At 63.9% G+C, this 20,568-nt stretch carries 17 protein-coding genes and 2 pseudogenes; 3 read left to right on the top strand and 16 right to left on the bottom strand.

Annotated elements, in window-relative coordinates:
* Positions 1-18: 18 nt before the first annotated feature.
* The 3 genes and pseudogenes from F8O05_RS15295 to F8O05_RS10160 form a co-directional block, all read right to left on the bottom strand.
* Positions 19-141: pseudogene (locus tag F8O05_RS15295) on the bottom strand (ATP-binding cassette domain-containing protein); the annotation flags it as partial.
* Positions 142-242: 101 nt separating this feature from the next.
* Positions 243-1,109 carry a thioredoxin domain-containing protein gene (locus F8O05_RS10165; protein ID WP_158052638.1) on the bottom strand — a complete coding sequence of 289 codons (867 nt, stop codon included), beginning with the start codon at positions 1,107-1,109 and terminating at the stop codon, positions 243-245.
* A gap of 27 nt (positions 1,110-1,136) precedes the next feature.
* Positions 1,137-2,326, bottom strand: a pseudogene (locus tag F8O05_RS10160) (thioredoxin domain-containing protein).
* Positions 2,327-2,379: 53 nt separating this feature from the next.
* Between F8O05_RS10160 and F8O05_RS10150 the strand changes: the two are divergent.
* Complete coding sequence (locus F8O05_RS10150) at positions 2,380-3,420, top strand: FUSC family protein (RefSeq protein WP_158052635.1); 1,041 nt, start codon at positions 2,380-2,382, stop codon at positions 3,418-3,420.
* Positions 3,421-3,515: 95 nt separating this feature from the next.
* Here the strand turns inward: F8O05_RS10150 and F8O05_RS10145 are convergent, their stop codons facing one another.
* From F8O05_RS10145 to F8O05_RS10095, 11 genes are all read right to left on the bottom strand, one after another.
* Positions 3,516-4,553 carry a quinone oxidoreductase family protein gene (locus F8O05_RS10145; protein WP_158052634.1) on the bottom strand — a complete coding sequence of 346 codons (1,038 nt, stop codon included), beginning with the start codon at positions 4,551-4,553 and terminating at the stop codon, positions 3,516-3,518.
* Between the two features lie 41 nt (positions 4,554-4,594).
* The gene (locus F8O05_RS10140; RefSeq protein ID WP_158052633.1) at positions 4,595-5,524 is read right to left on the bottom strand and encodes a quinone oxidoreductase family protein; all 930 of its coding nucleotides are present in this window, start codon (positions 5,522-5,524) and stop codon (positions 4,595-4,597) included.
* 44 nt (positions 5,525-5,568) lie between these two features.
* Positions 5,569-6,756 carry an MFS transporter gene (locus F8O05_RS10135; protein WP_158052632.1) on the bottom strand — a complete coding sequence of 396 codons (1,188 nt, stop codon included), beginning with the start codon at positions 6,754-6,756 and terminating at the stop codon, positions 5,569-5,571.
* Positions 6,757-6,801: 45 nt separating this feature from the next.
* Positions 6,802-7,680: an ABC transporter permease gene (locus F8O05_RS10130; protein ID WP_158052631.1), complete on the bottom strand. Its 879-nt coding sequence runs from the start codon at positions 7,678-7,680 to the stop codon at positions 6,802-6,804.
* Positions 7,673-8,575: an ABC transporter ATP-binding protein gene (locus tag F8O05_RS10125; RefSeq protein ID WP_158052630.1), complete on the bottom strand. Its 903-nt coding sequence runs from the start codon at positions 8,573-8,575 to the stop codon at positions 7,673-7,675. Before F8O05_RS10125 ends, F8O05_RS10130 begins: the two co-directional genes overlap by 8 nt.
* A 54-nt stretch (positions 8,576-8,629) precedes the next feature.
* On the bottom strand, positions 8,630-8,926 hold the full coding sequence (locus F8O05_RS10120) for a YciI family protein (RefSeq protein WP_158052629.1): 297 nt from the start codon (positions 8,924-8,926) through the stop codon (positions 8,630-8,632).
* Between the two features lie 188 nt (positions 8,927-9,114).
* Positions 9,115-9,867 (bottom strand): SDR family NAD(P)-dependent oxidoreductase, encoded by a 753-nt coding sequence (locus F8O05_RS10115; RefSeq protein WP_158052628.1) that lies wholly within the window; start codon positions 9,865-9,867, stop codon positions 9,115-9,117.
* Between the two features lie 227 nt (positions 9,868-10,094).
* Positions 10,095-11,513, bottom strand: a complete 1,419-nt coding sequence (locus tag F8O05_RS10110; protein ID WP_158052627.1) for an MFS transporter — start codon at positions 11,511-11,513, stop codon at positions 10,095-10,097.
* Between the two features lie 45 nt (positions 11,514-11,558).
* Positions 11,559-12,881, bottom strand: coding sequence for a M20 family metallopeptidase (locus tag F8O05_RS10105; protein ID WP_225735844.1), 1,323 nt, complete (start codon positions 12,879-12,881; stop codon positions 11,559-11,561).
* A gap of 59 nt (positions 12,882-12,940) precedes the next feature.
* The gene (locus F8O05_RS10100; RefSeq protein ID WP_158052625.1) at positions 12,941-14,158 is read right to left on the bottom strand and encodes an aminotransferase-like domain-containing protein; all 1,218 of its coding nucleotides are present in this window, start codon (positions 14,156-14,158) and stop codon (positions 12,941-12,943) included.
* Positions 14,155-15,411 (bottom strand): M24 family metallopeptidase, encoded by a 1,257-nt coding sequence (locus F8O05_RS10095; protein ID WP_158052624.1) that lies wholly within the window; start codon positions 15,409-15,411, stop codon positions 14,155-14,157. Before F8O05_RS10095 ends, F8O05_RS10100 begins: the two co-directional genes overlap by 4 nt.
* Positions 15,412-15,574: 163 nt before the next feature.
* On the opposite strand from F8O05_RS10095, the gene F8O05_RS10090 reads away from it, so the two are divergent.
* Positions 15,575-16,534 (top strand): LysR family transcriptional regulator, encoded by a 960-nt coding sequence (locus tag F8O05_RS10090; RefSeq protein ID WP_158052623.1) that lies wholly within the window; start codon positions 15,575-15,577, stop codon positions 16,532-16,534.
* A gap of 16 nt (positions 16,535-16,550) precedes the next feature.
* On the opposite strand, the gene F8O05_RS10085 is transcribed toward F8O05_RS10090, so the two are convergent.
* Entirely contained in the window at positions 16,551-17,636 is a 1,086-nt protein-coding gene (locus F8O05_RS10085) for a Zn-dependent alcohol dehydrogenase (RefSeq protein ID WP_225735843.1), read from the bottom strand.
* Positions 17,637-17,920: 284 nt separating this feature from the next.
* Here F8O05_RS10085 and ald point away from each other — a divergent pair, with 284 nt between their 5' ends.
* Complete coding sequence (gene ald / locus F8O05_RS10080) at positions 17,921-19,039, top strand: alanine dehydrogenase (RefSeq protein WP_158052621.1); 1,119 nt, start codon at positions 17,921-17,923, stop codon at positions 19,037-19,039.
* Positions 19,040-19,343: 304 nt separating this feature from the next.
* On the opposite strand, the gene F8O05_RS10075 is transcribed toward ald, so the two are convergent.
* The gene (locus tag F8O05_RS10075; protein WP_158052620.1) at positions 19,344-20,549 is read right to left on the bottom strand and encodes an MFS transporter; all 1,206 of its coding nucleotides are present in this window, start codon (positions 20,547-20,549) and stop codon (positions 19,344-19,346) included.
* Positions 20,550-20,568 lie beyond the last annotated feature (19 nt).

Below are 20,568 nucleotides of genomic sequence, written 5' to 3'. Positions count from 1 at the left end.
GGTGTCATAAGCAACCCGGTGCCGTAGGGAACGGGAACCAGCGGCTTTCCCCAGCACCTCGACGCTGCCACCCGCGAGCTTTTGCACCCCGACGATCGACCGCATGAGCGTGGTCTTCCCGCAGCCGGATGGGCCGAGCATCCCGGTGATCTGCCCGCGCGGCACCGCAAGATCGATCCCGTCGAACACGAGCGTCTTGCCGCGGCGTACCCGCAGATCACGAACCCGAACGGCCACCTCGGTCATGGCGTTACGCCACCTTCGGCGCGGAAGGAAGCCCGCGGTAGTTCACAAATCCCCGCACGGCACACGTAGGCGGTCGGCTCGGCAACCGCGGTGCGGGCCTCGAAGAGCCCACCGAACGCGGCCGAGTCGACCGTGGCGTCGCCGATCAAAATCAGCTCGGCCGGTTCAGCCTGCCTCGCGGCGGCGACCGCGAGCGGCCAAGCCTCGGCTTTGGTTGGCGCGGTGACGACCGTCTCAGCGGGCGGCCTGGCGGATGCGCGCAGGATGGCATCGTGCAGCGCCCAGCCGGCAAGCTCGGGACCCGCAAGCAGCCGTTGGATGCGCGACCGCTCGGCTCGGTGCGCGATGCCTCGGCGCTCGCGGTGCCCGAGCCGGGAAGCGAGCTGGTTCGCGGTGATCAGCAGGCTCGTGGGGGAGGGCGAGAAACTGTCGCTGCCGTCGCGCGGCCGGTAAATGAGCGCTTCGGCATCGGCCGCCGCATCGAACCAGCCGCCTCCCGGGGCGGCGAAATGCGCATCCGCTTCTTCAAGCAGTGAAATGGCACGCTCGAGCCAAACTTCATCCCCGCGCACGGCCGCGAGGCGGAGCATCCCAATCGCCAGCGCGCCGAGATCACCGGCCGTGCCGAGAGCCTCGCCGACGACGCCATCGCGAGAACTGTGACGCAACCGGCCCGCCACGCGATGCGACTGCCAAATGTAATTGGCGGTGCGCTCGGCAACATTCACCAAATTCGGCTCATCGAAATGCAACGCCGCGGTCACGAATGCGTCGATGATGAGGCCGTTCCACTCGGCGACAACCTGCTCATCTCGTGCGGGCTGTGGCCGTTGCCGACGTGATGCGAGCAGGGCACCGAGCACCCGCTGTAGGCGATCCTGGTCAAGATCTTACGGGTCGTGTTTGAAGGTGGGGAGCATCAGCGCCGTGTCACTGGAACCGAGCGTATTGAGCCCGAACACCTCGCAAGCCCATTCGGAATCCTCCCCGAGCACTTCCGCAGTTTGTGCACGTGACCAGGCAATTTGGATGCCCGGATAGCGCTCGCCTTGCGCATCCGCAGCTTCCGAATCGAGACTCGTGACAAAGCCGCCAGCCGAAGCTTGCATTTCTCGCTCGAGCCAGTCGATGATGCCGAATGCCGCGCGCTGGAAACCCCTCGCATCCAGCCCGAGTGAGTTTGCCTTGGAAGTCGCGAGCGAGAACACTGTCAGCATCTGCGCGTTGTCCGCGAGCATTTTCTCGAAGTGCGGCAGCCCCCAACTACGGACGGTGCTGTACGGCATGAAGCCGCCACCGACCACATCGTGGACGCCACCGCGAATGATCGCGAGCAGCGTGCCGTAGGCCATCACCCAGCCCTCAAAATTATGGTTGAGCAGGCCGTGCAGGAGGGGCGCGTGCAGGAATTTGGTGTCCTCGCCGAAGCCGCCGTACACGTTGTCGTACTGCTCACGAATTTTGGCGACCGTCGCATCCACGTCGAAATCGGAGCGCTTGGGCGGATCCGGCAGGAGCTCGTCGAGCGGCGCGTGCTTATTGCCCGGCTCGGTAAACGCGAGCGCGCCGGCGTAGTGGTCGCGGGAGTATTTCAGGGTGTCGGTGATCTTCCGCGCGGCCGCCGTGAGTTCCGCCGCCGACTCATCCCACTGCCGCGCAATATTCGCCGCCAACTCGAGGAAAGAAGGCGTGCCGCCCTCGCGAATCGGTGGGAAATAGGTACCGGCGGCGAACGCATCCCCATCGGGCGTCGCGAAGATCGTGAGCGGCCAGCCGCTTTCCCCGAAATGCCGAGCGCGGCGTCGAGATACACCGAATCCACCGCAGGATGCTCCTCCCGATCCACCTTGAAGGACACGAAATTCGCGTTGAGGAAGGCTGCCACTTCCGGGTCTTCGAAGGATTCGCGAGCCATCACGTGGCACCAGTGGCAGGATGCATGGCCAATCGAAATGAAGGTCGGCACGCCTCGTTCGCGAGCTTGCGCAAAAGCATCCTCGCCCCACGGCTGCCAGTCGATGGGCTGGTCCGCGTGCTGGCGGAGAAAACTGCTGGTGGAATCCGCGAGACCGTTCGGCATGGCTGCAGTCTGACAGAGCTACCTCGTAGCTCACCGAACTAGCCTTGAGGACTATGAAGATTACCTCGGCGCTGCGGGCGGCTAAGCGTGCCCCGGTTTTGCAGGTCGCGAAAACCGGTGTGGCGATTGCGTTGTCCTGGTTCCTCGCGGGCCTCTTGTTGCAGGTCGAGATGCCAATTTTCGCCGCAATCGCAACCCTGCTGGTGGTCGCCCCGAGTGTGAACCAGTCGCTCATGAAGGGCGTCGAACGTTCCCTCGGAGTGGTCCTCGGTGTCGTCATCGCGATCATCGGGACCTTCGTGCTCGGCACCGAAACCTGGGCCGTGATGATCGCGATCCTCGTCGCGATGGGGGTTGCCTGGCTCGTGCGGGCCTCACCGGGGGTTACGAACCAGATGGTGATTAGCGCGATGCTTGTGATTGCGCTTGGCCAGGGAAGTTTTGACTATTCGCTGCTGCGCATAGTTGAAACGGTGATCGGCGCGCTCGTGGGTATCGGGGTGAACATGCTGATTGTGCCGCCGGTGCTGGTTGGCCCGGCGCGCGAGAAGATGGCCGATCTCGGTTCGGAGACCGCCGCCACCATGGTGCGCTTGGCGGATGCGCTGGTTGCTACCCACACGCCCGGCCAGTTGCAGGGGCTGATGATTGAGGCGCGGTTGCTGCGCCCCATGCGGGATGCGGCCGCCAAAGCGATCGAGGACGGTTACGAGTCGCTCATGCTCAACCCGCGCCGATCGAAGCACCGCGCCGAGCTAGAAGAAATGAAACGAGTACTGGATGAAGTGCTCTCACCGATCGGCACGCAGGTGCTCGGAATGACGCGGGCCTATTTTGACCACTACACCGACTCGCTCGCCGAAGAACCGGCGGCGCATGACATCGCCGATCAGCTTGATCGCGCGGCACACGACGTGCGCTTGGTCGTGCACGAGGCGGATATCAACCCCGAGCCGATGACCTCGATGATCCCGGCCCTGACCGAACCGCTCGAATTGCGGCCACCCAGGGGCGGCAACTGGATTCTGATCGGCGCGCTCATGGAGGACCTGCGGCGCATCCGAATGGGGCTCGTGAAGGACGAAGCTGACTAGGTTGTACGCGTGATTTGCCCGGGGCTGCCTGGCCGCGGTCGCGGCGAGCGGAAGCGCCCACTTGTCTGAGACGAAGCGGATGCACACCCTGCCAGCTATGGGTGAACGACCACCTTCCCTGCCGCCCTGCCGTGGGCGACGAGGTCGATCGCGAACTTTGCTTCCTTGAGGGGGAAGGTGTGCGAGATCGGCACCTGTAGTTCACCGGAACCGGCAAGCTCCAGCAGTTCCGCCCGGTGCGCATCCCGGAACGCGGTCGATTTCGGCTGATTGCCGCCGATGTAGTGCAGGCCGTGTTCGGCGGCCGCCTGGGGCTGCACGATCGTCAAGATACGACTGTGGTCGGCGACAAGTGCAAGTGAAGTTTCGAGTGCTTCCTCGGTACCGGCGGCGTCAAGCGCGACCGTTATCCCGCTGGGAGCAGCGGCCCGAACGCGATCAATAAGCCCCGGCCCGTACTCGACCGGGATGCCACCGTAGCGGCTGACGTTCTCGGCATTCCGCGCCGAGGTGGTGCCAATTACGGTCGCGCCAATCCGGGCCGCCAACTGCAGCACCATCGCCCCGATCGCACCGGAAGCGCCGTGCAGCAAAATTACGTCACCCTCCTTCGCGTCAACTGTTGCGAGCATCTCCGCCGAAGTGGTTCCCACCAGCAGCAGACCGGCAGCCTCGTCGAACGACAGCGTCGGCGGCTTTGCGAAGACATCGCGGGCGGGCACATTGATCCGAGTGGCGTAGCCGCCCGGGGTGCGGAAGGCGACCACCTTGTCACCGACGCCCAGCCCCGGGGTGCCGGTCTGCGCATCCTGCCCAACCGCGGCGCCGACCGCCTCGATCACCCCAGAAATCTCAGTGCCCACGGGCCGCGGCAGCAGGGCCGGGTCACTCAGCCGACCGAGGATCTTGAGGTCGATGGGATTCACCCCGGCGGCCTTGACTCGGATGGTGACCTCATCGGCAGCAGGCGCGGGCACCGTGACCGGGTGCAGCTCGAAAGAGTCGAGACCACCGAATTTTGTCGCGACCCAGTGCTTATCGTGATGCTGCTTATCCTGATGCTGCTTATCTTCGGACCGCTTGTCGTCGCCCGGTTGGCCTTCCCCCTGCTGATTAACCGCGTCGTTCGTCATGGTGCCTGACCCTAGCGACCCGTGCTGGGTATAAACGGCTACTACGTCAGCAGCACGATCTTGCCGCCCGCCTTACCGTCCGCAATGTACTCGAGCGCCACTCGAGCCTCGGAAAGCCCAAAGGTGCGTGCGATTGCGACCTCGAGCGTGCCCGAAGCGGCCGCCGCAATCAGCTCTCGACTCACCGCATCGCGATATTTCCGCCCCTCGCCGCTGCCATCGATGTATTGGAAGTCGTATTTCTTTGCCAAATCACCGCGCACCACGGTGAGGATGCGCCGCCGGTCGAGCACAAACTCCAGCGAGGTGTCGATGGCTTCTTGGGTGCCCGCTGCATCCAGCGCGATATCGATGCCCTCGGGTGCGGCCTCGCGCAAGCGTTCGGAGAGTCCCCAGCCATAAGCCACCGGGGTGCCGCCGTAGCGGCGCACGTTCTCGAAGTGACGTTCCGAAGACGTACCGATGACCTTCAACCCGAGCCGCGTGGCCTGCTGCAGCAGGCTCTCGCCGAGGGCACCGGATGCGCCGTGTAGCAGCACGGTCTCGCCCGCTTCGGGTGCTACTCGGTGCAGCATCTCGGCGGCCGTGGTGCCAACGAGCAGTAGCCCCGCGGCTTCCGCGAAGGAAAGATTCTTGGGCTTCGCGTACGCATCCTTCGCCCGGACATTGATCTTCGTGGCGTAGGCACCGCGGGCCCGGAAGGTGAGTACCTCGTCGCCGAGCACGTGCGTCCCGGCGGGTACCTCCGAGCCGATCGCCGTCACAATGCCCGCTGCCTCAACCCCGAGTGGATAAGGAAGGAGATCCGCATCGTCGAGAACGTCGAGCACCTTCGTGTCGAAGCGGTTGATGCTCACCGCGCGCACCGAAATCGTCACCTCATCGGGCCGCGGCGGCGGTACCTCGAACTCCTGAAATTCGAGGGAGTCGATCCCGCTGCCAAACTCTGTTGCGACCCAATGCTTGTCCATGCATCCAGCATGCGCGCCCGGGCTGGAAAGCGCGTGCGAACGGGCTATTTTGTCGCTTTCGGCCGGGCCACGATGAGCGCCACGAGCGTGCCGAAGATCGCGAGGCCAGCGTAGAGGCTCGCGATATGGGGGATCGGCAGGTGCCGCGAAAGCTCGCCCGCGAATAGGCCCGGCACTGCGGAACACAGGTAGGAGATGAGGTAGATCGTCGCGAGGGTGCCCGCGCGACCGCTCGGCGTGACGTACTCGAACACCGCGCGCATCCCGCTGTTATTGGATTGGCCGTTGAAGAATCCGGCGACGAGGGCGGCAAGCAGCAGCCACAGGATTGACCCGGCGTGCAGCGTTACGGCGATCAGCACCACCGAAATCGAGAAGAGCACCAGACCGAGGCGCAGTGAGGGCACGGCGCGAATCCGCGCGGATGCGGCCCCACCCAGCGGCGAAAGTATGGTGAAGGATGCGAACACCACCGCGATCGCGAGGGCATTGCTCGTGCCGAGGTAGTCGCTGGTCAGTCCCGGCGAGAAGGCCTGGAAGAACCCTCCCCAAGACCAGGTTGCTAGCAGCCCCGCACCGGTGGCGAAGACCGCGCGACCGGCGCCCTGCGGAATTTCGACTCGGGGGATGAGCGAGCGTAGGGCGCCGGGCTTGCGGTCGGCGGTTTCGGGGCAGAAGGGGATGAGCACGGCGACTATCGCGAGGATGCTCGCCATAATCGCGAAGCTCAGGATGCGCGGGTGCGGGAAATATTCGACAAGCACACCGGACGCGATGGCCCCGACTGGAATCGCGAAGATCGGCAGGTTGCTGGTCACCACCGACGGCAACCAGCGTAGGCGCGAGCGGGGGCTGAAATCGATCGCCATCGCGCCCGCCGCCGAGGACGCCGCCCCGCACGCGATACCCTGCAGCGCGCGACCGAGAATGAGCACCGGCAGCGACTGCACCTGCATGAACACGAGGCAACCGGCGAGGGCAGTGAGGACGGCTCCGAACACGACCGTGCGACGGCCGAGGTGGTTCGAGAGTCGCCCGAAAAACAGCAGCGAAAGCGCGGTGCACAGCAGGTAGAACACCGTGGTGAGCGCGAGGTCGGCGTCGGTGATGCCATTTTCGACGCGGTACAAGTTGTACAGCGGCACCGGTACGCCGGATGCAATGAAGCAGCCCACGAGCGCGAGGGTCGCGACCGTGAAGGAAGCGGCGCGGGAGAACTGGATGCTGCTCATTCGGCCAGTCTAGGAAGCCCGAGCCGAACCATCGAATCTGCGCCGCTACTGAATCCGATGCCGGATCCGGCGCGACGCGAGATACGCGAAGAGCACCGCGATCACCACCAGCAGCCCGGCCGCGAACCAGACCGGAATCTCCCAGTCGCCGACGTAGAGCCGGATGCCGAAGAAGATTTCCATCCCGAGCGTCGCATCCGCATGCCCGCCGAAGAGATCGGTGAGTGTTTCGCCGACGAAGGACTGCCGCAGCAGCATTGCCGAATGCGCGAACGGCAGGGCACTGACAACCTCTCGCACCGCATCCGGAAACAACCCAACCGGCACATAGGATCCGCTCACGAAACCCGCGACGGTACCGATGATCGTCGAAGCGGCGGCGAAGGCGCCATTGGTCTTGATGAAGGAAACGAGGAACGACCACAGCGCCGCGAACCCGGCGGCCGACAGCAGCAGCCAGCCGAAACTCGTAGCGATTGCGCCGATGCCGAGCCACACTCCACTCAGCAGCCCGAGATAGAGCAACGAGATGACAAACACGATGGTGGTCATGCTCGCGCCGATGACGAAGGAGGAGACAAGGTAGCCAAGTGCGAGTTCGCTCCGGGGGACCGGGGAGACGAGGAAGTCTTGAAAGCGTTTGGTGGCGCCATCTTCGACGAAAGTCGAGAGCGCGCCGAGCGGGGTGGTCATGGTGGTGATCGCGATGATGCCGCCGAACATCCAGCTGTCCACGAAGCTGCGCACGAGCGCAGGGTCGACACCGGGTGCACTCTGGCTGATCGACTGCACCTGGATATTGCCGAGAAACAGACTGTAGAGCAGGAACACCATCAGCGCGCCAAGGAGTGAGAAGAAGATCCCGACCGGATCGCGCAGGTAGAGCAGCAGATTTCGGCGAGAGATCGCGAGCACGTTAGCCATCGGCGGGCTCCTTCGGATCGTCTGGCTTCGCGTCTGAATCGTTTGCGAGGATGCTGCTGCCGGTGAGGTTCAGGAAGACATCGTCCATGCGGCCGTGGCGGAACTCGAAATCGCGCACATTGGTTTCTTGGCCGAGGATGCGCAGTGCCTCGGCAGCGTCGGCCACGGGGATGTCTTTGGTCCCCTCATCGATGGTGAGGGTGAGGATGCTCGCGGAGTGTTTCGCGCGCAGTTCGGATGGAGACCCCTGGGCGATGATGCGGCCGCGGTCAATGATGCACACGAGCTGCGCCTGCTCGGTTTCTTCCATGTAGTGCGTGGTGAGAAACACGGTCAGCCCGGTGCGCTCGCGGAGCGATTGCACCGTCTGCCACACGAGCTGCCGGTTGCCCGGGTCAAGCCCCGCGGTGGGCTCGTCGAGGAAAAGGATCTTGGGATCGTGAAGGAGTGCACGGGCGATGTCCACGCGACGTTTTTGGCCACCCGAGAGCTTGCCGTACCTGCGGTCGAGGAGTTCGTGCAGGTCGATCACTTCGGTGAGTGCGGTCAGCCGTTCGGTGACGTTCGATTTGCTACCGAGGTAGGGAAGCCCTCGCAGATAGAGATTTTCGCGAACCGTGAGCAGGTCATCCAACACCGATTCTTGGAAGACCACGCCGATCGCTTGCCGAACCTGATCGCTTTCAGTGGCGACATCGTGCCCGGCGACGGCGAGGCTGCCGCGATCGGGCTGGATGACCGTGGTCAGGCAGTTGATCGTGGTCGATTTCCCGGCGCCATTCGTGCCGAGAAAGGCGAAGACGCCACCGCCCGGCACCTCGAAGGAGATGTCGTCAACTGCGGTCACCTCACGAAATCGTTTGGTGAGACCGTCCACGGTGACGCCTGCGCTCATGTAGCCATCCTTGCGAGTGCGGCTGGGTAGCGCTTGTGTGTCGAGTGTTTCGAATTAGCTTTCGCGACTCGGATTGCTGATCGATTGGCGTAGCACGTGCGTTTCGATTTTCTCCCAGACACCGTACTTCGCGAAAGGCTCGTTCTCGAGGTACGCATCGAAGGCCTCCTGCGAGGTGAACTCCATGTGCATCGAGGAACCGGCGGGGTTCCCTTCTTCGTCGAGGAAAGCACCGGCACTGAGGACGACACCGTCCACGAGCGAGTTCAGCCCTTCGAGGTGCTCCGGGCGGTGCTCGGCGCGGAGCTTGCCGCCATCCTTGACGTCATAACCGGTAACGACAAACTGCATGGGGTTCCTTTCGACAGGCTGGATGCGTCACAAGTATCACCTGCGACGCATCCAGCCTACGGCTAACCGATTCTGGTCATCCGAGCAGGGCTAACCGGCTCCGGTCGACCGAGCACGGCTAACCGGCTCCAGTTGACTGAGCGCGGCTAAATGGTTCCCGCGAACCGAGTCCAGCGAACCGAGCGCCGCTACTTTGCGATGTAGCCGCCGTCGACAGGAATCTGCACGCCCGTTAAATAGGCTGCCTCGGGGCTGGCGAGATAGGCCACGGCGCCGGCCACATCCTGCGGTGTGGCGATCCGACCGAGTGGAATTGCGCCCGCAACCTGCGCTTCGGTCGCAGCCGGATCATCCTGCTGCGCAACCCATTCTTCATAGAGCGGGGTGCGGGTCATGCCCGGTGCAACCGCGTTGACACGGATGTTGAGCGGCGCGAGTTCCACCGCCGCGGCGGTGGTGAGCGAACGCATTGCGCCCTTGCTTGCGCTGTAGATCCCCATGGTGGGCACGCCGATGTGTGCGAGGCGCGAGGTGACGTTGATGATCGCGCCGCCCTCACCCTGCTCGCGCATCGCTCGCCCCGCCGCCTGCAAGCATTCGATCGCCGCGAAGCTGTTCGTCTCGAAGGTTGCGCGGATCTCGGCGATGGGGGTGTCGAGCAGGGAACCGGTGTGGTCGATGGCCGCGTTATTCACGAGCACGTCGAGGCGGCCGAGTTGTTCGACGGTCGCGTCGACGAGCTTCGCGGGCGCGCCGGGCTCGGTGAGATCGGCCCGGATGAATGAGGCCCCGTCACCGAGTTCGCTCGCGATCTGCTCGCCTCGCTCGGTGGATCGCCCGCTGACTACAACTCGGAAGCCGTCCCGCAGCAGCCTGCGAGCAATTTCGATGCCGATTCCTGAGGTCGAGCCGGTCACCAGTGCGACGCGCTGTTCGTTCATGAGTTTCCTTTCGTAAATTTCGGTGCCGCCGTGCCCCACACCCCACTCTCACTCCCCACTCCCGCTAACTCGTCACTAGATGCTGTTCTCCACGAGGAAAACAGCATCTGTTGACGAGTTAGTGCCTGTTTCTCCGCTGATTCGTCGCTGGATGCTGTTCGCGACTAGAAAAACAGCATCCAGTGACGGATTGCGGATGGGGGATGGACGGGAGGGAACCGCGGCGGCTACTTCGCTTTGGCGCCGATGAGCTTTTCGCCCTGGGCGACGCGCAGGTGGTCGTCGCTGCCGGGGACGACATTGCCGCGCAGGGATCGGCCCGCGGTTTCCCGGAAGGTCAGCACCGAAATGAAGCCGATCAGACCTGCCGCTGCGAGGTAGAACCCGGGCACCAGCACGTTGCCGGTCGAGGCGACGAGCCCCTCGTTGATCGCACCCGCGGTGCCACCGAAGATCGCGGTCGAAAGGTTGTAGCCGATCGCGAAGCCGGAGTACCGCACCGCGGTGGGGAATAGCGCCGGCAGTGTCGCCGAGATCGTCGAGATGATCATCACGAGGAACAACCCGAGGATGCCAATGCCTGCCAGCTGCGTCCAGATGCTGTCGATATTCACGAGCATGATCGCGGGTACCGAGAAGACCATGAAGCCGAGGCTCGCGATGATCAGCTGTGGTTTTCGCCCGATCTTGTCACTGAGAGCACCCAGCGGCACGATAATCACCATCATCACCAGCTGGATGATCACCAGCGACATATTTGATTCCACGACCCCGTGGCCGAGGGTGGCCGATAGATACGAGGGCATATAGGTCAGCACGAGGTAGAAGGCCACGTTGATGAGGATCACGAAACCGATCAGCTTGACCAGCTGGCCGGGGTATTCCTTAATCAGCGTTGCGAAGGCCTTCCATGCTGAGGCGTTCGATTCGGTGTGTGCCGAGTCTTCGGTGAAGGTCTCCGACTCCGAGAGGCTGCTGCGCATCCACAGGGCGACGAAACCAAGTAGCAGCGTCACGAGGAACGGCAGTCGCCACCAGCCCGCCATCATCCCGTCCTCGCCAACGATCAGCGTCAGCGAGGTACACAGAATCGCGGCGCCCGAGAAGCCGGCGAGGGTTCCGAACTCGAGGAAGGAGCCGTAGAACCCGCGGCGGTTATCCGGGGCGTGCTCCGACATGAAGACCGCGGCGCCCGCATACTCACCGCCGGCCGAGAAGCCCTGCACCATGCGCAACAGCACGAGCAGAATCGGTGCGAGGAAACCGGCTGTTTCGAAGGTCGGCAGGATGCCGATCGCGGCGGTGGACAGCGAAATCATCAGGATCGTGAACACGAGCACTTTTTGGCGCCCGAGCCGGTCGCCGAGGGGGCCGAGGATGAACCCGCCGAGCGGACGCACCAGGAACGACACCGCAAAGGTCGCAAAGGCCATGATGCGCGGCAGCGCCCCAGCGTCATCGCTGAAGGTAAAGAACAACTGCGAGATGTAGACGACAAGGTAGCCGTAAATGCCGTAGTCGAACCATTCAATTGCGTTACCGATTGCCGAACCCGCAACTGACTTCCGCGCCGTTTTCTTTTGCAACGGCGTGAGGTCGATCTCCCGCGTGATCGGCGGGAGGGTGGGTTGTTGCTCGTTTGTCATGTCTGCTCCTTTACAGATTGGCGATCGAGCGAATAAACTGGGGGACTAACCCTGTGTCGGACCCCCGGCGACTGCGCCAATCCTCAGCGCAATCAGGGCAAATGCCCGAGCCGCGGTGTGGAGTTCTGTGACTGACACTCTCTCATCGGGCTGGTGTGCTTGTCCGGTGATATCGCCGGGACCGAGCACAATTGTTGGCGTCTTGTGATGTTGGGCCATGAATCCACCCTCGCAGGCGGCACTCCAGACCCCGGCGTCGCCATTGCCGCCGACCTCGCGTACCGCGTCGCGGACGCAGCACACGAAGTCGCTTTCGGGGTCGGTGAGGAAGCCCGGCATTGTCATTTCGACCTCGCCGGTGAAGTGGATGCGGTCAGCACCCGGCCGGTCTTTTTCGGCCGTGCGCGTGCGGGCCGCGTCGAGGAGCTGCTCGAGAATGGCTTCCGGATGCTCGTCCGGCAGGGTGCGTCGGTCAATCGACAGGGTGCAGCGGTCGGGGACGATTGAGGTGCCGTGGCCGCCCTCGATCATGCCCACATTCCAGTCTCCCGAGCCGAGCACCGGATGCGCGGTGTCGTGGATCGCCTTGTGGTCGGCTTCGATCAGGGCAATCACATCGGCCGCCGCGTAAATCGCACTTGCGCCTTCTTCGGGCTTCCCCGCGTGGGCGCTCGCCCCCTCGATATCGACGCGGAGGTTCGTGGCCCCGCGAGCAGCGGTAATGGTGACCAGGCTCGTGGGCTCTGCGACCACGCATCCCGCATAGTTCGCCGGCGAGACGGTTTGGATATAGTGCCGTGCGCCTCTGGCGTCGACTTCTTCGTCGACGGTGCACACGAAGGTCATGGGGATTTCGGGAGCTTCGGCGTTGACTGCGTGCATGGCGGCAACCACCGAGGCGATGCCGCCCTTCATGTCGGTGGCGCCGCGGCCGATGATGTCATCGCCCTCGCGGCGGGGGATGAAGGGGTCGCCACTCCAGCCCTCACCTGCGGGCACGACATCGCTGTGGCCGAGGAAGAGAATGCCGCCCTCACCGTTGTTGGGCCCCATCCGGACCACGAGATTCGGACGACCGGGTTCGACGTAGTCAACGTCCACCTGCGCGCCCATCACTCGGAAGGAAACTCCGAGCCGTTGCGCGGTGGCTTCTTCGGTGCCGCCGGGATTCTCGCTTTCGGCGCGAATCAGGTCGCTCGCAAGCTGCGCGATCGCCTCGGGATCGATTCGCTCCAGCACGCGCGCCTCGAGTGCCTCGCGGGTGTCCGCACTCGTGGCTTCGGCTTCGCTCACCGCTAGCGACTCCGCTGCGCTGCCACCTTGAGTCTGTCGAAAGGCCTCGTCTTGAGCCTGTCGAAAGGAATCCACGCGAACCTCCTTGTCTTGAGCCTGTCGAAAGGCCGCTCCTTGAGTCTGTCGAACAGCGCTCATGCAATTGCCTCCTCGAGTGCTCGGTGGAGGCGGCTGACGCCTTCGCGGATCCTATCCGGCGAGGATGTGGCAAAGCACAACCGCAAAGCATTGTGGAAAGTGCCAGAGGCGGTGAACGCCGGTCCCGGAATATAGGCCACCCCGTGACGGAGCGCGATGGGGAAAAGCTCCTCCGCATCCACCTGCGCGTAGCGCCCGCCGAGCGTGAGCCACAGGAAGAATCCGCCCTCGGGATTCGTCGTCGTGACCTCCTCACCGAAGGTGTCGGCGAGGGCGTTGATCAGCGCGTACTTGCGCTCGCGGTAGACGCCGCGAAGCCGAGCGATGTGCGCATCGAGCGCGCCCTCGGCGAGGTAGTCGGCGACGATGTGCTGCATGGGTACGCCCGTGCAGGTATCCATGGACTGCTTTGCGTTGATCGCGAGTTGGCGCAGCGCCGGGTCGAGCTCCAACCAGCCGATGCGCAGCCCCGGGGCAAGCACCTTTGAGAAGGTGCGCACCTGAATAATGCGCGGGTTCCCCGGGCTGAGCTCGGCGAAGCTCGGGACAGGTTCGCCCTCGAAGCGCAGCGTGCCGTAGGGGTCATCGTCGATGATCACCGCATCCCATTCCTCGGCAAGGCGCAGGAGCTCGCGGCGACGCTCGAGCGACATGGTCGTGCCGGAGGGGTTCTGGAAGTTCGGTACCGTGTAGATCGCCTTGGGCGTCTGGCCGTGTTCGGCAACGAGGCGGGGGAGCTCCTCGACGACCATTCCGTCTTGGTCGATCGGAGCTTCCAGGATGCGCGCCTGATAGCTCTGTGCCGTACCGATCCCGTTCGTGTAGGTCGGGGCTTCTACTACGACCGTGTCGCCCGCGTCGATAAGCAACTTGAATGCGATGTCGAGTCCCTGCATCCCTCCGGTGGTGATGAGGATGCGCTCGGGATCGGCCGCCAGGCCCTGGCGGTGCAACTGCGCGGCCACTTCGCGGATGAGCTCCGGCTCGCCCTCGGTTGCTCCATAGTCAAAACGGCCCTGCGAGGGTGCGGCGAACAGGCGCGCGAAGTCGGCCTCGGGGATCAACTCGGCGTTCGGGGCGCCCATGGCGAAGCGCACAATGTCGTGCGTCTGGCTCGCGAGCAGTGAGGTCGAGGAGTCGATCACCGAACCGTGCAGCTGCTCGACTCGCGAGGACAGGCGCGGGGTGCTGGCGTAGGAGAGGGTGTTGGTCATAAGAGGCTCCTATTCGGGATCGTGATGAGGTCGCGGGGGTAGCTGGTGAGGCGTTCGACGCCCGAGTCCGTGACCCGGATGCTGTCGGAGGCTTCGAAGCCATAGCCGGTCATCCACATCCCCGCGATGAGGTGGAAGGTCATGTTTTCTTGCAGGACGGTCTGGTCGTCGCGACGCAGGCTCACGGTGCGCTCGCCCCAGTCGGGTGGGAAACCGATGCCGATCGAGTAGCCCAGGCGCGAGTTCTTGGTGTAGCCGCCCTTGGCGATCTCGCGGGTGAAGGCCTCGGTGACCTCGTGCGCGGTCGCGCCGGGACGGACCACCTCGAGGGCTGCGAGCATCCCCTCAACGGTGAACCCCGCGAGCCGCTCGAGTTCCTTGCTCGGTGTGCCGATTACTGCGGTGCGCGCCATGGGTGCGTGATAGCGACGGTGCACGCCGGCGATTTCGAAGGAGATGCCCTCGTTTGCGGGCATGGGGGAGTTGCTCCAGGTCAGGTGCGGGGTGTCGGCGCCTTCGCCGGTGGGCAGCATCGGCACGATCGCGGGGTAGTCGCCGTCGACGAGCTGGCCTCGTGCATCCTCGTCGGCGTAGGCCACCGGCCCCTGCGCTTGCGCGTGCAGAATCTCGGCCGCGACCTCGTTCGCGGGTCGCCCCGCATAGAGCGCTCCGACCCCCTGCGAAATGGCGTGGTCGCAGACTCGGCCCGCGGCACGCAGGTATTCGATCTCCGCGGGGGATTTCACCAGGCGCACCCAGTTCACGAGGTCGTGGCACTCATCCAGGCGCCAGTTCGGCAGCTCTTCCTGCAGGTAGCGGAAGGTGCGCACGGTGAAAAAGTGCGCCTCGCCCTCGTAGCCGACCCGCGCATCCTGCCCCGCGCTTCCGCCGAGGCCGAGCTCGCGAAGCTTCTGCGCGATCCACTGGCCCGGGTGCGAATCGTGCTGGTGGATGAGCGTCTCGGGGTAACCGAAGATGCGCTCGCGAGCGATGCCGGTCGCGGTGCGGTGGGCGCCGTTCGCATCCATTTCGCGCAGGATGAAGACTGGCTCGCCCTCGACGGGAAAGTAGAGCACCTGCGGCATATAGAACGACCATGCGTTGTACCCGGTGAGGTAGTAGAGGTTCGCCGGGTCAGCAATCAGCAGCGCATCGAAGCCCGCCTCGCGTGCGGCCTCGCGGGCGCGTCGCTGGCGGTTCGCGTATTCCTCGGCCTCGAAGGGGATGCCGGCGCGGTCGATATCCGTGGTCATTACTTTTCCTTTGCCTCAATTTGGTTGGAATTGGGCTGGCACCGTTGCCTGTGTTCAATGACTGTATGGCGCTGAACTCTTTCGAGGAACAGGGTGCGACTTCCCAATATGCTTAAGTAGTACTTAAGTGTGTATTCGACGGTGTTGTCGAGGGGAGCGAATCATGCTCGATGTTCGCAAGCTCAGTTTGCTGCGTGATCTTGAGCGCTATGGGAGCCTCGTGGGTGTGTCTCGGGCGCTGGGAATTTCTTCCTCGGCGATCTCGCAGCAGCTCACCAAACTTGAGGCGGAGGTGGGGATGCCGCTGCTCGAGCGCATCGGGCGGAATGTGCAGCTCACCCCAGCGGGGCAGCTACTCGCGCGGCGGGCGGTGCAGATCGAAGCGATTTTGGAGGATGCGGAGGCGGACTTGGAGTCGCGCCGCACGCGGGTGCAGGGCGTGGTTCGCTTCGCCGCGTTTTCGTCTTTCGCGCTGCGGTATGTGCCGGAGCTCTTGCGGAGGATGCAGCAGACGCATCCGGATGTCGTGGTCGAGTTCGTGCACGTGGAACCGACCGAGGCGCTCGAGGCGGTTTCCGGTCGCCGGGCAGACGTGGCCGTGACCGATGAGTATCCGGGGATTCCGCGCGCATCCGACACCCACCTGGTGTCGACCTTCTTGGTGCGGGATGAAATCTCGGCGTTTATGCCGGAGCCGATTGCCTCGGTCAATGACCTCGCGGATGTGCCCTGGGTGCTCGAGCCTGCGGGGAGCGATGCGCGGATTTGGGCGGAGCGGATGTGCCATGGCCTCGGGTTTACGCCGCGCGTGCTCTTTGAGTCGCCCGATTTGCGGCTGCATTTTGACATGGCGGCCGAGGGGCTGGCGGCGGCCTTTCTGCCGCAGACCGTGATCAAGGGCGCGCGGCGGACGCCAGTCGCCCCCGAGTATCGATTCGAGTGGCCCGAAAGTGCGGGAGAAGGGGATGCGGTGGGTATCGCTGGCAAACCCCACCGGGACCTCTACCGCGACATCTTCGCGGTCATGCGCCGCGGCGGCGACACCCGTCCCGCCGTCGCCGCATTCCTGCGCCACATGCGCGAGGTCACGGCCGAGGGCGACGGGGCGAGTGTAACCGGATGACCCAGCTGGGTGAGCCTTAGTTTGCGAAGTCGGTGATGACTACGCGGTTGACCTTCGGGTCCTTCAGCTTGGCGTAGCCTTCGTTGATCTCGCTGAGTGCGATCTCTGCGGAGACGAGGTCGTCGAGGTTCAGGCGGCCGTTCAGATAGAGGCTCGCGAGCGAGGCGATGTCGCGCTTCGGGACGCCGGAGCCCATGAAGACACCCTGGATCGCCTTGCGATCGAAGATGTTTGGCAGGCTGGCGAGCTCGAAGGTGTTGCCGGACATGCCGATCTGGTAGAGCGTGCCGCCGCGGTCGAGCATGTCGTAGCCCTGGCGCGCTGTCGGCCCGATACCGACGATGTCGAAGGCGTACTTCACGCCGTAGCCGCCGGTGAGCGCCTTGACCTCGGCAACCGGGTCGGTCTTGCTCGAGTTGATGACGTGGGTTGCACCGAACTTCTTGGCGGTCTCGAGGGTCTCATCGTTCAGGTCGATCACGATGATCTGCGTGGCGCCGGCCAGCACCGCACCGCTAATCGCGTTCAAACCGACACCGCCTGCGCCGATAATTGCGACCGATTCGCCGCGCTGCACCTTGGCGGCGTTCAAGACGGCACCGGTACCCGTGACTACACCGCAACCGAGTACAGCAGCTTGTGGGAACGGCATCTCCTCGGGGATCTTCACGAGCATGTTCTCGTGCACAAGCGCCTGCTGCGCGAAACCACCGAGTGCCATGCCCTGGGTGAGCGGCTTGCCTTCGGCGTCCTTGAGACGGGGCTCTTCACCCTCACTGCGGACGGTGTCTTGCGGGTTGCGGCACAGGCCAACCTCGCCCGAGAGACACTGCTCGCACTTCCCACAGAACTGCACGAGGCAGCCGGCGACGTGGTCACCGACTGCAAAGGTGGTGACGTTCGGGCCAACCTGGGTGACAACCCCGGCAATTTCGTGGCCCAGTACAGCGGGCGGCGGGTAGTTCACTTCGGTCGACATCTCCATGTGGTCACTGCCGCACAACCCAGATGCCCGCAGTTCGACGAGCACCTCGTTACCGATGGGTTCAGCGATTTCGATATCTTCCTCGACCCAGCCTCCGCCGAGTTCACGTACCACCATGGCCCGCATAGTTTTCAATCCTTTCCTGGCCGATTTGGTACCACGGAACGTGGCATCCACTTCGGCCATCTTCACCATTTCAGATCGATGCGCAGGTGACCCACGAAAAAGTGCTCAACTCTGGTCCCTGCGTGCAAAGTCATGCATGTGTTCTCGCTGCCGCGAGGATTAAGCAAAACTTACGAATATCGCTAATTTGCATCCACTTCTCTTTAGGTCGGCCCGGGCATACATTGGTTCGCAAGCCACGAGGATCACACTGGAGTGAGGAGTTAGGAACGGCCATGCGAATCTCAGTCGTCACAGAAATCAAGCAACAAGAGACCCGGGTCGCGCTGACCCCGGCGGGCACCACCGACCTCGTCCAGCGCGGTCACACCGTATTTGTCGAGCGCGGCGCTGGTGAAGCGTCGGGGTACAGCGATGAGCAGTACACCTATGCGGGCGCCGCGATCGTTGACCGCGATACCGCGTGGGCAAATGCCGAACTGCTGCTCAAGGTCAAAGAACCCATCGCCGAGGAATATCGCTTCCTGCGTTCGGACCTCGTCCTATTCACCTACCTGCACCTTGCGGCCGACCGGTCCCTCACCGAGGCGCTGCTCGACTCGGGCACGCTCGCGATTGCCTACGAGACGGTGCAGGATGCACACGGGCTCCCGCTACTGACTCCCATGAGTGAAATCGCCGGTCGCCTCGCCGCGCACGCCGCCGGGAATTTCATGATGCGGCAACACGGCGGGCCGGGCTTGCTGCTCGGTGGCGCACCCGGCGTCGCGCCCGCGCGAGTGCTCGTCATTGGTGGGGGAGCGGTCGGCACCAATGCCGCGCAGCTCGCTCACGGGATGGGCGCGGAAGTGACGATCCTCGATATGTCGGCCAAACGCATCCGCGAGCTCGACGGTATTTTCAAGGGCAGCGTGCGGGTGCTGATGTCTGACCCGCACGTGCTTGAGGATGAGCTGCAGCATGCCGATGTCGTGATTGGCGCGGTGCTCGTACCGGGCCGCGCGGCACCGAAGGTGGTGCGTCGCGACCAGCTGCCGCTGCTGCGTCCGGGGGCGCTCCTGATTGACGTCGCCATTGACCAGGGTGGGGCCTTTGAAACCTCGCGTCCGACGACCTACGAGTCACCGATTATCGAAGTGGACGGGGTGCGGCACTACTGCGTGGCGAATATGCCGGGTGCCGTGCCGCAAACGGCGACCAAGGCGCTCACGAATGTGACGCTTGGGTACGTTCGCGCGATTGCCGATCGGGGAGTGGATGCGGCGATCGCCGCGGATGCGTCACTCGCGGCCGGCGTCAACGTGCGCGACGGCGAGATCGTCTACCCCGGGGTCGCGGATGCATTCCCCGACCTCGCGGGCCCGCGCTCCTCGCGCGCGCCGGTGTCGGCGTAAGGGCGCGCAACCTCCACATCCGCTTCCCCTAACCCTTCCCCTTCCACCTTTGCCTTCGCTAACTCGTCACTCGATGCTGTAATCACGGCTGCACGCTGCATCCGTTGACGAGTTAGCGAAGGTGGCCCGGGAGACTCGTCACTGGATGCTGTACTAACGGCCGCAAACAGCAGCCATCGACGAGTTAGTGAAGGTGGCTCGGCAGACTCGTCATTGGATGCTGTGTGTGGTGGAGAAAACTGCATTCATTGACGAGTTAGTGGAAGTGGCGGTGAAGGTGGCCCGGCGGAGGTCGGCAGACTCGTCACTCGTTGCTGATCGTGCGGTTTTGACCGGCCACTAAGCCTGCGGCGGAGATGACCATGAACATGGCGATGAGGCACCACAGGGCGGGCACCCAGCTGCCGGTGAGATCGAAGAGTCCCCCGAGGAGTACCGGACCGACCGCCGCGAGAATATAGCCGACGGATTGCGCCATGCCGGACAGTGAGGCCGCCTCGACTGTTGAGCCCGCGCGCTCGCCAATGAGGGCGAGCGCGACACCGAGGAAGGCGGTCATCACGAGCCCCATGAACGGAGTCCACAGCGGAAAGAACGCTGGCCAGAAAATCATGCCGAGAATCGGAACCGCGCCGAGGAATCCCAAACCAACGGAGATGATGCGCTGATCCTGCAGCCGCTGCATCGCGGTGTTGGTGATCAGCGTGGCAATGATGCCGAGGAACTGGCCAATGGTCAGGTGCAGGCTCGCTTGAGCTTCGCTAAAACCAGCTGCCATCTCCATTGACGGAACCCAGGTCATGAAGGCATAGAAGATCAGCGACTGCATGCCCATGAACATCGTGACCGCCCACGCAAGCGGGGAGCGCCACACTCGTGCCGTCGCACTCTTATCTACCTTCACCGGCACCGGTTCGGCAGTGGCGTTCCCGGGGCTGCGGTCCCGGAAATAACGGATGCTCTGCAGCAAGATCGCAAGCAAGACCACCGGCAGCGAGGCAGTGAGCGCGATTCGCCAATTACCGTCGAAGGCATTCGTGAGGGGAGTGACCAGCGCAATGCTGATTCCCGCGGCACCGGCAATGACGGATGAATAGACTCCGGTGATTGCGGAGGTTCGGGTCGGAAAATCTCGCTTGACGAAGGCCGGTGCGAGCACATTCAGCACACCGATGCCGAGACCGATCACCGCCGTCCCCAGCCACATGGCCCATGCATCCGGCAGCAGACGCGTGACGAGGCCGAGTGCGAGCGCGATCAACGAGAAGATTGAAAGTCGGTCGAAACCGAACCAGCGCACGGGGCGATCAACGAATCCGGCCACGAGGCCGAACGCGATCACGGGCAGAGACCCGAGCAGGCCCAGTGCGGTGCTGCTGAGGTCGAGGTCTTCGCCGATACGCTGTGCCGCGGGCCCGAATGACACCACCGCAGCGCGCAGGGATGCCGCGAGCAGAATGATATTGACCAGTGCGCCCCAGTTCATCGGGGCGCGAATTGCGGCACTCACGAACTCGACTCCTTCTCTC

The sequence above is a fragment of the Gulosibacter chungangensis genome (genome assembly GCF_008831155.1).
GTDB lineage: Bacteria > Actinomycetota > Actinomycetes > Actinomycetales > Microbacteriaceae > Gulosibacter > Gulosibacter chungangensis.
This window is presented reverse-complemented; position numbering and strand designations above follow the sequence as displayed.